13 protein-coding genes are annotated in these 13,437 nt (G+C 27.7%); 8 read left to right on the top strand and 5 right to left on the bottom strand.

The features are described from left to right. Positions 1-102: 102 nt before the first annotated feature. Positions 103-1,227 carry a DegT/DnrJ/EryC1/StrS family aminotransferase gene (locus I2E98_RS01865; RefSeq protein WP_195467276.1) on the top strand — a complete coding sequence of 375 codons (1,125 nt, stop codon included), beginning with the start codon at positions 103-105 and terminating at the stop codon, positions 1,225-1,227. Between the two features lie 15 nt (positions 1,228-1,242). Here I2E98_RS01865 and I2E98_RS01860 read toward each other — a convergent pair whose 3' ends face one another. The 4 genes from I2E98_RS01860 to I2E98_RS01845 form a co-directional block, all read right to left on the bottom strand. Next, positions 1,243-2,223 (bottom strand): SDR family oxidoreductase, encoded by a 981-nt coding sequence (locus I2E98_RS01860; RefSeq protein ID WP_195467275.1) that lies wholly within the window; start codon positions 2,221-2,223, stop codon positions 1,243-1,245. A gap of 1 nt (position 2,224) precedes the next feature. Then, positions 2,225-3,538, bottom strand: a complete 1,314-nt coding sequence (locus I2E98_RS01855) for a nucleotide sugar dehydrogenase (RefSeq protein ID WP_195467274.1) — start codon at positions 3,536-3,538, stop codon at positions 2,225-2,227. 167 nt (positions 3,539-3,705) lie between these two features. Further along, positions 3,706-4,725 (bottom strand): hypothetical protein, encoded by a 1,020-nt coding sequence (locus tag I2E98_RS01850; protein WP_195467273.1) that lies wholly within the window; start codon positions 4,723-4,725, stop codon positions 3,706-3,708. A 15-nt stretch (positions 4,726-4,740) separates the two neighbouring features. Continuing rightward, the gene (locus I2E98_RS01845) at positions 4,741-5,754 is read right to left on the bottom strand and encodes a glycosyltransferase (RefSeq protein ID WP_195467272.1); all 1,014 of its coding nucleotides are present in this window, start codon (positions 5,752-5,754) and stop codon (positions 4,741-4,743) included. A 177-nt stretch (positions 5,755-5,931) separates the two neighbouring features. Here I2E98_RS01845 and I2E98_RS01840 point away from each other — a divergent pair, with 177 nt between their 5' ends. From I2E98_RS01840 to I2E98_RS01830, 3 genes are all read left to right on the top strand, one after another. Next, positions 5,932-6,795: a glycosyltransferase gene (locus I2E98_RS01840; RefSeq protein ID WP_195467271.1), complete on the top strand. Its 864-nt coding sequence runs from the start codon at positions 5,932-5,934 to the stop codon at positions 6,793-6,795. Between the two features lie 76 nt (positions 6,796-6,871). After that, complete coding sequence (locus tag I2E98_RS01835; RefSeq protein WP_195467270.1) at positions 6,872-7,426, top strand: GNAT family N-acetyltransferase; 555 nt, start codon at positions 6,872-6,874, stop codon at positions 7,424-7,426. 122 nt (positions 7,427-7,548) lie between these two features. Beyond that, positions 7,549-8,421, top strand: a complete 873-nt coding sequence (locus tag I2E98_RS01830) for a glycosyltransferase family A protein (RefSeq protein WP_195467269.1) — start codon at positions 7,549-7,551, stop codon at positions 8,419-8,421. 53 nt (positions 8,422-8,474) lie between these two features. On the opposite strand, the gene I2E98_RS01825 is transcribed toward I2E98_RS01830, so the two are convergent. Then, positions 8,475-9,260, bottom strand: a complete 786-nt coding sequence (locus tag I2E98_RS01825) for a hypothetical protein (RefSeq protein WP_195467268.1) — start codon at positions 9,258-9,260, stop codon at positions 8,475-8,477. A 241-nt stretch (positions 9,261-9,501) separates the two neighbouring features. Between I2E98_RS01825 and I2E98_RS01820 the strand changes: the two genes are divergently transcribed. The 4 genes from I2E98_RS01820 (at position 9,502) to I2E98_RS01805 (ending at position 13,436) form a co-directional block, all read left to right on the top strand. Then, on the top strand, positions 9,502-10,536 hold the full coding sequence (locus tag I2E98_RS01820; protein WP_195467267.1) for an XdhC/CoxI family protein: 1,035 nt from the start codon (positions 9,502-9,504) through the stop codon (positions 10,534-10,536). A gap of 264 nt (positions 10,537-10,800) precedes the next feature. Next, positions 10,801-12,117 carry a nucleobase:cation symporter-2 family protein gene (locus I2E98_RS01815; protein ID WP_195467266.1) on the top strand — a complete coding sequence of 439 codons (1,317 nt, stop codon included), beginning with the start codon at positions 10,801-10,803 and terminating at the stop codon, positions 12,115-12,117. Between the two features lie 73 nt (positions 12,118-12,190). Next, the gene (locus tag I2E98_RS01810) at positions 12,191-12,988 is read left to right on the top strand and encodes an FAD binding domain-containing protein (RefSeq protein ID WP_195467265.1); all 798 of its coding nucleotides are present in this window, start codon (positions 12,191-12,193) and stop codon (positions 12,986-12,988) included. Further along, positions 12,978-13,436: a (2Fe-2S)-binding protein gene (locus tag I2E98_RS01805; protein WP_195467264.1), complete on the top strand. Its 459-nt coding sequence runs from the start codon at positions 12,978-12,980 to the stop codon at positions 13,434-13,436. Before I2E98_RS01810 ends, I2E98_RS01805 begins: the two co-directional genes overlap by 11 nt. Position 13,437 lies beyond the last annotated feature (1 nt).

Below are 13,437 nucleotides of genomic sequence, written 5' to 3'. Positions count from 1 at the left end.
TTTTGATTATTGGGAACTATATAAAAAATATTAGCATAAAATGATATTAAATGTAATATTTTATAATTTAATATTTCGAATGAATAAAAATAAGGAGTAGATATGGCAATACAATTATTTGTTCCTACCTTTAGAATAGATGAATGTCTAGCTGAAATTAAAGAATGTCTTGAAAAGGGATGGACAGGGATAGGATATAAAACAGTTGAATTTGAAGAAAAGTGGAAAGCATATACAGGGCTAAACAATGCTCATTTTCTAAATTCTGATACAGCAGCTCTTCATTTGGCAGTTAAGGTTTTTAAAATACAAAATAAATGGAATGATGGAGATGAAATTATTTCTACACCATTAACATTTGTATCAACTAATCATGCTATTATGTATGAAAACTTGAAGGTAGTATTTGCTGATGTAGACGAATATCTATGTTTAGATCCAAGGGATGTTGAGAAAAAAATTACCGAGAAAACAAGAGCTATTATGTTTGTAGGATTAGGCGGAAATGTAGGAAGATATAAAGAAATAGTAAAACTTTGTGAAAAGTACAATTTAAAGCTTATATTAGATGCAGCACATATGGCTGGTACAAGATTAGATGGAGAAATAGTAGGAAAAGAAGCTGATGCAGTATGTTATTCTTTTCAAGCAGTAAAAAATTTACCTACTGCAGATTCAGGAATAATTTGTTTTAAGAAAAAGGAAGATGATGAACTAGTAAGGAAGCTTAGTTGGTTAGGTATTGATAAAGATACTTATACAAGGGATAAGGGAAATTATAAGTGGAAATATGAAGTGAATTATTTAGGATATAAATATAATGGTAATTCTATTATGGCAGCGATTGCTCTTGTTCAATTGAAGTATTTAGATGAAGATAATAGATATCGTAGACAAGTAGCAATGTGGTATGATGAATACTTTGATAAAAGTGAAAAGAAAATAGAAAGAGTACCTATTACAAAGGGATGTGAAAGTAGTAGACATCTTTATATTATATCAGTTAATAATAGAGATGAATTAATTACTAAATTAAATGAAAATGAAATTTTTCCAGGGGTTCATTATAGGGATAATACAGAGTATAATATATATCCTTGTGAAAATGGATGTTGCCCATATTCAAAATATATGAGTGAAAGAATAATTTCATTGCCACTTCATTTAAGACTAACTAAAGATGATGTTAAATATATTTGTGAAAAAGTAATATTATATAGTAAATAAAACTAAAAAAAATCTCTAAATATAGAGATTTTTTTTATACCAATTTAAAGTTAATTTAATACCATCTTCAAAGGAGTAACTAGGGGAATAACCTAAAAGTTTTTTTGCCTTACTAATATCAGCATTACTATGAGGAATATCTCCAGGCCTAGTAGGTCCATATATAGGTGGTAAATTAAAGTTTAATGAAGAAGCTAATATAGAATAAAGTTTATTTAAAGTTATAGTATCACCACAACCTATATTAAAAACTTCTCCAGATAAGCTTTCATCTGAAATACAAGCTTTAAGATTAGCTTCTATTATATTTTCAACATAGGTAAAATCCCGTGAATAATGTCCATCTCCATTTATTGTTGGTGTAATCCCATTAAGAAATGATTTAATGAATTTAGGGATTACAGCAGAATATTGGGAATCTGGATCTTGATTTTTACCAAATACATTAAAATATCTTAGTCCGATAGTTTGTAAATTATAAATTGAGCTAAAGAGAGAAGAATATAATTCATTAACTCTTTTAGTTAGAGCATATGGTGAAAGAGGCATACCTATAAAATCTTCTTTTTTAGGTAGTGAGTAGTTATCACCATAAACTGAAGATGATGAAGCATATACTACTTTTTTTACATTATTATCACGAGCTGCTACAAAGATATTAAGAGTTCCATTTATATTAACATCTTCGTAAAGTTGTGGAAATTTAATAGACTTTGGAACAGAGCCAAGGGCTGCTTCATGAAGAATATAATCTATATTGTAACAAGCAGTATTGCATACATTAAAATCTCTTATATCACCTTTAATAAATTGAAAGTTTTTGTTTTTTAAAAATGGTTCTATATTTTTTTGCTTACCAGTTGAAAAGTTGTCTAAGACTCGTACAAAACAATTTTTATTTAGAAGTGCTTCTACTAAATTAGAGCCTATGAAACCTGCTCCGCCTGTGACTAAAAATCTTGTGTTAGGTGGGAACTTTATATTTTCATATCCCATTTTATAACCTCCAATATAAATAACCTAAATCTTTAGCTTTATTTTTATTTAAAATACCTTTTACGTCAATTAGTACGTGAGTTGTGTTAGGATTAAAAATATTATTAAAAAAATCAAACGATAGGGTTTTGTAAAAATCGTGAGAAACTGCAATTATTACAGCATCTACGTTTTTAATATTTTTTATATCAATAAGATTTAAGTTGTATTCTTTTAGTACATCATCTTTAGAAGCTATTGGATCTGTAATTAATATATTAATACCATATTCTTTAAGTTCTTTAATAATATCAAAAACTTTTGAATTACGGATATCGGGACAATTTTCTTTAAAGGTAATCCCCAATATAGCTACATTACTATTTTTGATTGAGGCACCAGCTTCTATTAAATATTTTATTGTTTTTTCGGCAATATATTTTCCCATACTGTCATTTATAGTTCTTCCAGCTAAAATTACTTGTGAATTATATTCAAGCAGTTTTGCTTTATAAGTTAGATAATAAGGGTCAACACCAATGCAATGACCACCAACAAGACCGGGAGAAAAATTTAAAAAATTCCACTTAGTTGATGCGGCTTTTAATACATCTAAGGTATCTAAATTCATTTTATCAAAAATTAAAGATAATTCATTTATAAAAGCAATGTTAATATCTCTCTGTGAATTTTCAATAACTTTTGCTGCTTCAGCAATTTTAATACTTTCAGCTTTATAGACACCAGCCTCTATTATTAATTCATATACTTTAGCTATTATATCTAAGGTTTGAGAATCAATTCCAGAAACTATTTTTACTGTTTTTTGTAAGGTATGAACTTTATCGCCAGGATTAATACGTTCAGGAGAATATCCTACCTTAAAATCTTTTCCACAAGTTAATCCGGACATTTTTTCTAAAATTGGAATACATATTTCCTCAGTTAATCCTGGATATACAGTAGATTCATACACTACTATTGAATTAGGTGTTAAAAATCTACCTACTGTTTCAGAAGCTTTTATAATAGGTGTAATATCAGGGGTACAATCCTTATTTATAGGCGTTGGAACAGCTATTATATGGAATTTTGCATCTTTAAGTGAAGATGGATCACTAGAAAATTTGAGAGTTGTTTTTTTTAACTCATCACTTCCAACTTCATTTGTAGGGTCAATTCCATTTAAATATTTATCTATTTTATTTTTATTTATATCAAAGCCAATAGTATCTAATTTTTTAGAAAAGGCAATAGCAAGACCTATTCCAACGTATCCAAGTCCTATGACTGATAACTTTTCTTTTTTCAATTTTAATAATTCATATAAATCCATAAAAAGGTCCTCCTTATATTCATTATTATAATATTCATAATAATTTATCTTTGTTATATAAATTGTAAATTTATCGAAAAAATTGCATAAAAAAATATAACTAGAAATATATTTTCTAGTTATATTTTTTGATTAATATTTTAGAGTTAAGTTATTTAAAATTCTTACTATTTATTATTAAATTTATTAAAATATTTTTTTACGTTATTAATAAATTTATCTATTATAATATCTTCATTATAGTCAGTGTTCATTTTTAAGTTTGCTAATTTAGAAAAGTTAAATCTTAAATTTTTATCTAAAATAAGGGCTTCTATTTTATTATACCATTCAGTTTCAGATGAAGCTAAAAAGCCATCTATTCCATCATTAATAATGCTTTTATTATGATCAGTGCATGAAGCAACTACAGGAATTCCTAAAAGCATAATTCTTTTAAGTGAAAAACCACTTTTACCAATACGGTCAGGAATATTGATATAAGGTAATATAAAAATATCAGACTTACTGATTTTAGGCACAATATTTATCAAATATTTCTCCATTGGTTCATATGGAATTAAATTTGCCCATGGAAAGGTTTCTCTTACTGGTTTGCTTAAATCAGGATAATCAATTCCCATATGCCAACCGTATAAATTTAAAGTATAATTATATTTTTCATGTAATTTAATTAGAGAAGAGGAAATTGATAATAAATCATTTACGTAAGCATCAGCACAACTTTGTTGCCAACTTATTATTGGCACGGGAGTTAAGTTTTCTCTTGGTGAAGTATAAGGATAATTTTTATCATCTAATAAACAAGAAATAGTTTCAATAGGAGTAGAAACATAGCTTTGAAGTGATTTTTTGTGCAATTCTGTTCCAACTAAGATTAAGTCTGAAATTTTTAAGGTATTAATGTGTTCAATGCTTTTCATATCTTGAAAATCATCATCTATATGACATAGAAATACTTTGTTTTTTAATTTAGAAATATATTTTGATGTATGAGCAGGACATTGAATAGTTTTTTGAAAAAATATTATATCTGCATCGCAGTTATTCAAAATAGATAACTTCTCATCTAAATTATAAACTATATCAATATTATATCCTAATTTAATAAGCGATTTAGCAAAGAGCAAATCTGAAAAGGTAGTTGTAGAATTTTTTTTATCAAGTAAAAAAAAATAACCTTTCATAAGTTAAACCTCCTTTTAACTTTGAATACTCAAGTTTATAAGTTTTTCTAAATATAATTTATAAGTTAAGTCATAAGAAAAACTTTTAGATTCATTTAAAACTTTATTTGAATAATAGTCTAAATTATCAAGGGTTTTATCTATTTTACATATTAAATCATTCAAATCTACTTTAGGAAAATGTTCAAGTGTGCTATCACATTTGGCTAATAGAGCACTATCTTTAACAAGTTCTGGTATACTTCCTGAATTAATACCAACAAGAGGAGTACCAGACAACATTGTTTCTATTACCATATTAGAACAACCTTCATGAGCCTTAAGATGTAGTACCATATCTACAGTACGTAATAAGTTAGGCATTTCACTATGAGATATTGGATTTAATAAATCGAGTTTGGAAACATTTCTAAAGTTAAAATTAGATAATGTTCTTTGATTGTTCTCAAAGGCTCTACCTAGAACCCAAAATTCAATATCATCTCTAGACACATAATGATTAATTACATCACATAGGAGCTTTAATGATTGAGTTGCAGTATGAGGGGTTCCCCAATATGCAGCTGCTAGAATTATTTTTTTGTCTTTTGAACGGGGAAGTTTAGGTCCTATAGGATTAAATAGATTAGAATCAGCAGAGTTATAAATAATGTCACCATCTGGCTCAACTCCATCGTAAATACTTCTAAATAAAGTTTCTTTCGAAAAATGACTTTGATACACTATTGTATTAGAAAAAGAAGTAATGTTTTTAAGTTCTGTATTTTTATTTTTTATTAGTATGGGATTTGGATGATTATAAGGAAGATATATAGCACCCAATCTTTGAAGTATTTTTATATTTTTTTCTTTTAATAACTTAAGCTGTTTAATTGTAGAAAGATTAGCTACAGAGCAAAATACATCTACTGTATCATCAAATCCATAACTTACAGTATGCCCATTATTAATGCAATATTTACTAAAAGACTTAATCCAACTACGGGCACCACCAGGGCCATCATAATTTTGAGAAAACCCGATTTTCATAAAAATTCACCATCCTATTTGTGAAAAATAATAACTACCATAATAGATTATGAAATTATACTTAAAATAATGAATATTTTACAAGTATTAACATGTTTATATATATTGTTTAGGATTGGAACATAAAAGGTATATATGAATATGAATATATTATATAAGTTTAAGGGAAGTGTTTATATGGTTCCAATAGTTAGTTTTGTTACATTTAATCATGCGGGATTAAATGCTAGAAATTTGACTGCTTTACTAAACACTAATGATGATTTTGAGTTATATATAATTGATAACAACTCTGTAGATGATACGTGGAAATTTATACAAGATCTTAATGATGAAAGAATAGTATGTAAAAAAAGATTTAATGTTAATAGAGGACTTGTATATGCATTAAATTATGTTCTTAGTAACAGAAAAAAAGACCAATATTTTATAACTATGGACAGTGATGTATATATTGAAAGTAAAGATTGGATATCAAAGTTTATGAGAAGCTTTCAATTATTTGATGAATTAGGAATAGCTGCAGCAGAAAGGAAAACTTACTTTCAAGAAAAAAAAGTAGCATACAAACCAGAAGTTAGAGAGGGATTTGAAGTTGTAAAAACAAATTTTGCAATAGGGTGCTGTATGTGTATTAGTCCTAAGCTTTTAGATTTGTTAGGATATTTTAATGAAGAAACATACGGAGCGGATTTAGATATATGTGCTAGAACAGTAACATATACACCTTTTAAAATTGCAATTATACCAGAAATAGCTATAAATCAGCAACAAAGGATTACATGTGATGAATGCCTAATAAAGGATAAATGTACAATTACTGATGGCACCTGTTATGGTGTATATAAAAAAAGATATGCTCACAGAGAATTTGCTAAAGGTTATATGAATAAGCATACTAAATATTTACATGAGATACAATCTGGAAAAAGGGGAATTTATTGTGCTTCAATCCATGATAAGGAGTCATTAAAAAATAATTATTATGATATGAAAGCAGCAGAGGAGAATTTTAAATTTTTTGAGGAGAATTCTAATTAATTTTATTTATATATAGAATGTGAAAATTAATATTTATATATTTAGATAATTATAAAAGATAGTGTTAGAGGTGATTATGAGTAAGGATATAGAAGATCTAAATCCACAAGATATACATGATGATTATATAATTAAAAATGATGTAAATTTAAATCCTATAAAGAAAACTGATATTGAAAGAATTCGATTATGGAGAAATTCAGCAAGTACCCTGGGAGTTTTTATTGATAATAGAATTATCACAAGGGAAGATCAGATAAGATGGTATGATAAATATAAAAGCAATATAAATGATAAAATGTTTATAATAAATTATAAGAATAATCCAGTAGGAACTGTAGCATTATACAATATCGATTATAGTAACAGTACTGCGGAATTTGGTAGACTTTTAATAGGCGATTTAAATAGTAGATGTAAGGGGATTGCTTTTATAGCAACTAAACTTTTATGTGAATATGGATTTAATAAATTAGGGTTAAATAAGATTATACTTGAAGTTTATAAGGATAATATAAAAGCAATGAATTTATATAAAAAGATAGGATTTAAGATAATAAAGGAAAAGAATCTAAATAATAGAGAAATTGTTTTAATGGAACTTTATAATGAAAATAAAGGAGAAGTATAAATTTAAAAAAACAGCTGAAATTAAGATTTAGCTGTTTTTGCTTTATATTATAAAATGTATATTTACAAAATAAATTAATTATAGATAAATATACTTTATGAGTTTTATAGGAGGATTTTTCTGTGAATAAACCTATTGTAAGTTTTATTTGTTGGAACAGAGCAGGTCTAACGGCTAGAAATTTAACGGCGTTATTAAAAACAACAGATGACTTTGAGTTATATATTGTAGATAGTAACTCAGCTGATGACACATGGGAGTTTATAAAAACATTAAAGGATGAAAGAATTAAAGAAAAGAAGAAATTAAATTTAAATAGGGGGTGTGCATATGCAATAAATTATGTTATGTCAAAGAGGAAAAAAGAACAATTCTTTTTTCATTTAGATAGTGATACTTGTATGATGACATCGGATTGGATAACAAAGTTTATGGAGGTTATGAATGAATATCCAGAGATTGGGGCTGCATCTACTGTTAAACCAAGTATACTTAGATATTATTCTATATATTCTAAGAAGTTAAATAAACATGGGGTAGAAGTAGGAGTGATTGATGCCTTAATAGGAAATTGCTTATGTATTAGACCAGAAGTAATAGATATATTGGGATATTTTAATGAGGAAACTGGGAGATGTGATTCAGATTATTCTATTAGAATAAATAAATTTACAAATTACAAAATGGCACTTGTAAAAAGCATAGTAATAGATCAAAAGCAAAAAATAGAGTGTAGTGAATGTATTATGAGTAATATGTGTAAAGTGAAAAATAATAATATAACTTGTTTTAAAATTAGAGATAATAAATATCAAAATGAAATATTTGAAAAAAAATCAAAGGAATTAGTTATAAAATACTATCAAGAAATAGAGGAAGGTAAGAGAACTCCATATTGTGCATCAATTCATGATGAGAAATCTATGAAAGATAATTATTATGATAGAAATAGGGCAGAACAAATATTTAACTATTATATTAAGAATAGTAATTAAAATATATAATATAAAAGAAGTTTCCCCAACATACTTTTGGGGAAACTTCTATTTTATCTAAATAAATTTACACCTCTTGAACGACAGATTGCATTAGGATTTGGGGTTGATATTCCAATTGCAAAACCTTGAATTGGATTAGTTGTAGTAGCTATAAAATGTGATTGAATAAAGCTAGGTGACTCAGTTGATAAAATAGGTGTTCTAGTATCGGCAGTAGGATATGTGATATCAGCTACACTTATGGAATCTTCAACAGCTAATGGAGTTATTCCATTTGTAAGGGTTGATATTGTTATTGGGGTTGAGCTTTCGTTAGTAATATCAATAATTGGTGCAGGACCTCTACCTATTAGTTCTACTAAATTCCATTGTGTACCATTAGTAATATATTGTTGGAAGTCCCCGCTTGGATCCTCAGATGAATTTAAATTATATAAATCTACAACATTTAATGTAAACCTAGAGATAGGAGTACCGGAAGAACTTAAATATGATATATTTGATAATGTAAATAAAGCGGAGTCTTCACCTTCTACACTAGTAGGTAAAGGTGTTTTTATTAGTGCAATATTTCCAGAAATATTTGTATAACCCAATACTCCAAAATTACTATCTGATGTTACTGGAACTGAAGTAGATCTTAAGGCAAATCCAGTATCAGTATTAGAATCATTTTTCAAATCAAATGATAAGATAGACCCATCAAAAAGTCTTACATACAATCCTGTCAAGATTTCACCAGGATTTAAAAAAATATTACCAAAATTAATCCAACCTATAGTACTAGCATTATTGCCAGAGTTGGCATCTGTATATGATAATGACAATTCTCTCATAGTAAACCTCCCTTGAAATAATATATAAAGTTTCATACATTTTAATTTATGAATATGTTTGTTTAAAGGTGAATAATTGATATAAGCTATATTATTATATGACTAATTTAAATAACAAGTTACTTATAGTTAGAGAAATGGGAAGTTAATTTAGCAAAAAATCAATATACTATTTTTTATAGAAATAAATTGAAATTTATATAAAATATAAATATATACAAAATTTACAAGAGGTGAAAATATGAATAGGGAATTTTATAAAAGGGTAAAAGAAGAGTTAGATAATAATAAAAATATCTATATAGCAACTATTGTTAAAGATAAAAAGGACAAGCATCTGGGAAAAAAGATATTAAAAGTTGATAACGAAATAATAATTGAAGAACAAGAAAATATGGAGTTTTACAAAGCAGTTATAGATAAAATTAATTTTAATGAGTTTGGGAAAATAGTAAAAATAAATGATGATATTGAGATTAGTATAGAGCAACTTATATCAAAACCTAGCCTTATAATTTGTGGAGGGGGACATATAGCTTTATCATTAGCAAGTATGGCTAAAATGTTAGATTTTAATACAACTGTTATAGATGATAGGGAAGAGTTTGCAAATAAAGAAAGATTTCCAGCGGTTGATAATATAATATGTGACAGTTTTACTAATGCATTAGAAAATATAGATTTTAATAAGAATTCGTATTTTGTTGTTGTTACACGAGGTCATAGAGCCGATCAAGAATGTGTTGAAAAAATATTAAAAAATGAATTTAGATATTTAGGAATGATAGGGAGTAAAGCAAAAGTGGCCAATTCTATAAGACAATTATTGGAGAAGGGATATAATACAGAGGATATAAATAAGGTTAATGCTCCAATTGGTATTAATATAGGTGCTAAGACTCCTGCTGAAATAGCAGTAAGTATTATGGCACAAATTATTCAAGAAAAGAATAATGATAATGTATCAAGTATTGATGAAGAAATATTAAAAGAGATTGTTTGTGATAAAGATGGCAAGGTTTTAGTTAGTATTTTAGATAAGAGAGGATCGTCACCAAGAGGTATTGATGCAAAAATGCTTGTAATGGAGGATGGAACATTCACTGGAACTATTGGTGGAGGTAGTGTAGAAAATGCAGTATATGAAAAAGCAATAGAATTAATAAAAGAAAAAAGTTCACATATTGAAACTTATGATTTATCTAATACAGTAGCTGCAAAATTAGGAATGGCATGTGGAGGAACAATAAAAGTTCTTTTTGAATATATAGAGTAAATACGAAAATTATATTGTAAATTATAATGATTTATTATAAAAGGAAAGGGTAAGTAGTTTTTAGAAATTTTACCTTTTCTTTTTGTTTTTTTGTATGGTATGAAGCTTATAATAATAAAAATACGAAAAATATGTAAAAATATAAATAAAAATGTTCACAAAATATGAAATATATGATAAAATCATCATATAAAAACACGTATATTAAATTAAATAAAACAAATATTATTCGTATGAAGTTTATTATTTTAGGGGGGACATGTAATGAAAGTTGGAAGTATTTATGAGTTAGAAGGAAGGGTACCTTTAAAACAAGCTATTCCATTGGGGATTCAACATGTATTAGCAATGTTTTTAGGAAATGTATCACCGTTAATTATAGTATGCGGACTTTTAGATATTCCTTTAGAAACAAAATCAATGTTAATTCAAAATTCAATGTTTGTGGCAGGTGTTGCAACATTAATTCAATTATATCCATTCTTTAAAGTAGGAAGTGGATTGCCTGTGGTTATGGGGACAAGTTCAGGATTTATAGGAACTCAAAATGCTATAGGTACAACTTATGGATATTCAGCAATAATGGGAGCTTCGTTAGTTGGAGCATTGTTAGAGATGGTTTTAGGATTCTTCATTAAGCCGTTAAGAAAATTATTTCCGCCTATAGTAACAAGTTTAGTTGTTATTTCAATAGGACTTTCATTACTTCCAGTAGGGATTAAATATTTTGCTGGTGGATCTGGTTCAGGTGATTTTGGTTCACCAAAACATTTGATAGTTGGAACAGTAGTAATTTTAGTAATAATAATATTACAAAATTTTACTAAGGGATTTATAAAAACATCAGCTATTTTAATAGGAATAATAATTGGATACATATTATCAATAGTAATGGGAATGGTTGATTTTACAGCTGTAAAAGAAGCTGCATGGATAAGTTTACCTAGACCATTTGCTATGGGATTCGAATTTAGATTAGATGCAATTATTTCAATGGCAATAATGTATATTGCAACTACAGTAGAAACAATTGGAGATATTTCTGCAATAGCAGTGGGGGGACTTGATAGAGAAGCAACTGACAAAGAGCTATCAGGTGGAGTTGTTGCAGATGGTGTTTCAAGCTTTATAGCAGCTATATTTGGAGTTGCTCCAAATACTTCATTTAGTCAGAATGTTGGACTTGTTGCTGTAACTAAAGTTGTAAATAAATTTGTTATTATGACAGGTGCTGTATTCTTAATTTTAGCAGGATTTTTTCCAAAATTAAGTGCAATACTTTCAGTAATGCCACAATCAGTACTTGGTGGAGCAGCAGTTATAATGTTTGCTATGATATTTGTAAGTGGATTACAGTCATTATTTAGAGAAAAATTAGATGGTAGAAATAGTTTAATAGTTGCATTAGCTATAGGTATAGGTGTTGGAATAGGAAATGTTCCAGAGGCTTTAGGAGAATTACCAACTTGGGTTAGTAATATATTTGCACAAAATGGTATAATAATGACCTTCGTTATAGCAACTATATTAAATTTAGTATTACCAAAAGATAAAGAGAAAATTGAAGCAGTAAATGCATAAAATTTTTATGAAGAGGGCGTATATCGGATGATTGGATATAGCCTCTTTGTTATGTTTATAGGAGGAAAGAAAGTTGTTTACGATTAGAAATTATGTAGTAGCAGAGAGTTTAGAGCAAGCTTATGAATTAAATCAAAAAAAGAATAATGTTGTATTAGGTGGAATAGGTTGGCTAAAAATGGGAGGAAGAAATATCCAAACTGCTATCGATTTATCAGCATTAGGTTTAGATAAAATTGAAGAAGATGAAGAATGCTTTAAGATAGGGTGTATGTGCACATTAAGACAATTAGAAACTAATGAATCTTTGAATTCTTATTTTAATGGAATAATAGCAAAATCAGTTATACATATAGTGGGTGTTCAATTTAGAAATTGCGCAACTATTGGTGGAAGTGTTTATTCAAGATTTGGATTTTCAGATATATTAACAGCACTTTTATCATTAGAGACATATGTAGAACTATTTAATGGAGGAATTATTCCACTTTCTGAATATAGAGATATGCATTATGATAATGATATTTTAGTAAGAATTATAATAAAGAAAGATAATAGAAAAACTGCATATTTAACTCATAGAAATAGTGCAACTGATATTCCTACTTTAGCAGTTGCAGTATCAAGGTTAAATAATAGATGGAATATAGTAATTGGAGCTAGACCACAAAAGGCTATGAATGTAAATGCAGCAGAGCTTTTAAGTGAGATTCCAACTCAAAATGAAGTTGATGAAGTAGTTGAATATGTTATGAAAAATGTTAAATTTGATGGTAACATGAGAGGAAGTAAAGAATATAGACAAATACTTGCTAAAGTATTTATAAATAGAGCAATAAGTGAAATTACAGGGGGAAGCTATGGAAATTAAACTATGGATAAATAATAAACTTTTTCAAGATAATGTAGAAGCAGATACGTTATTAATTGATTATGTAAGAAGTAAAGGCTTTTTAAGTGTAAAAAGAGGTTGTGAAACTGCCAATTGTGGGTTATGTACTGTTCATTTAGATGGAAAGCCTGTTTTATCATGTAGTACTCTTGTGATGAAGGCAAATGGCAAGAAAGTAACTACTCTTGAAGGGTTAAAAGAAGAAGCAGAAGAATTTGGAGCTTTTATGGCAGACCAAGGTGCAGAGCAATGCGGATTCTGTAGCCCGGGGTTTGTGATGAATGTATTAGCTATGAAGAAAGAGTTGGAGAATCCTACTGAAGATGAAATTAAACATTATTTAGCAGGTAATCTTTGTAGATGTACAGGCTATATGAGTCAATTAAGAGCAATTAAAAATTTCTTGGCAGCTAAAAAGGAGGACTAAA

The sequence above is a fragment of the Clostridium sp. D43t1_170807_H7 genome (assembly GCF_015555905.1).
GTDB lineage: Bacteria > Bacillota > Clostridia > Clostridiales > Clostridiaceae > Clostridium.
Note: the sequence above shows the minus strand (reverse complement) of the source record. Positions and strands in the feature narration are given on the sequence as shown.

Excerpts from the sequence above, each read along its gene's own strand:
- I2E98_RS01865 (WP_195467276.1), top strand. The coding sequence starts at position 103 with ATGGCAATACAATTATTTGTTCCTACCTTTAGAATAGATGAATGTCTA.
- I2E98_RS01860 (WP_195467275.1), bottom strand. The coding sequence starts at position 2,223 with ATGGGATATGAAAATATAAAGTTCCCACCTAACACAAGATTTTTAGTC.
- I2E98_RS01855 (WP_195467274.1), bottom strand. The coding sequence starts at position 3,538 with ATGGATTTATATGAATTATTAAAATTGAAAAAAGAAAAGTTATCAGTC.
- I2E98_RS01850 (WP_195467273.1), bottom strand. The coding sequence starts at position 4,725 with ATGAAAGGTTATTTTTTTTTACTTGATAAAAAAAATTCTACAACTACC.
- I2E98_RS01845 (WP_195467272.1), bottom strand. The coding sequence starts at position 5,754 with ATGAAAATCGGGTTTTCTCAAAATTATGATGGCCCTGGTGGTGCCCGT.
- I2E98_RS01840 (WP_195467271.1), top strand. The coding sequence starts at position 5,932 with ATGGTTCCAATAGTTAGTTTTGTTACATTTAATCATGCGGGATTAAAT.
- I2E98_RS01835 (WP_195467270.1), top strand. The coding sequence starts at position 6,872 with ATGAGTAAGGATATAGAAGATCTAAATCCACAAGATATACATGATGAT.
- I2E98_RS01825 (WP_195467268.1), bottom strand. The coding sequence starts at position 9,260 with ATGAGAGAATTGTCATTATCATATACAGATGCCAACTCTGGCAATAAT.
- I2E98_RS01820 (WP_195467267.1), top strand. The coding sequence starts at position 9,502 with ATGAATAGGGAATTTTATAAAAGGGTAAAAGAAGAGTTAGATAATAAT.
- I2E98_RS01815 (WP_195467266.1), top strand. The coding sequence starts at position 10,801 with ATGAAAGTTGGAAGTATTTATGAGTTAGAAGGAAGGGTACCTTTAAAA.
- I2E98_RS01805 (WP_195467264.1), top strand. The coding sequence starts at position 12,978 with ATGGAAATTAAACTATGGATAAATAATAAACTTTTTCAAGATAATGTA.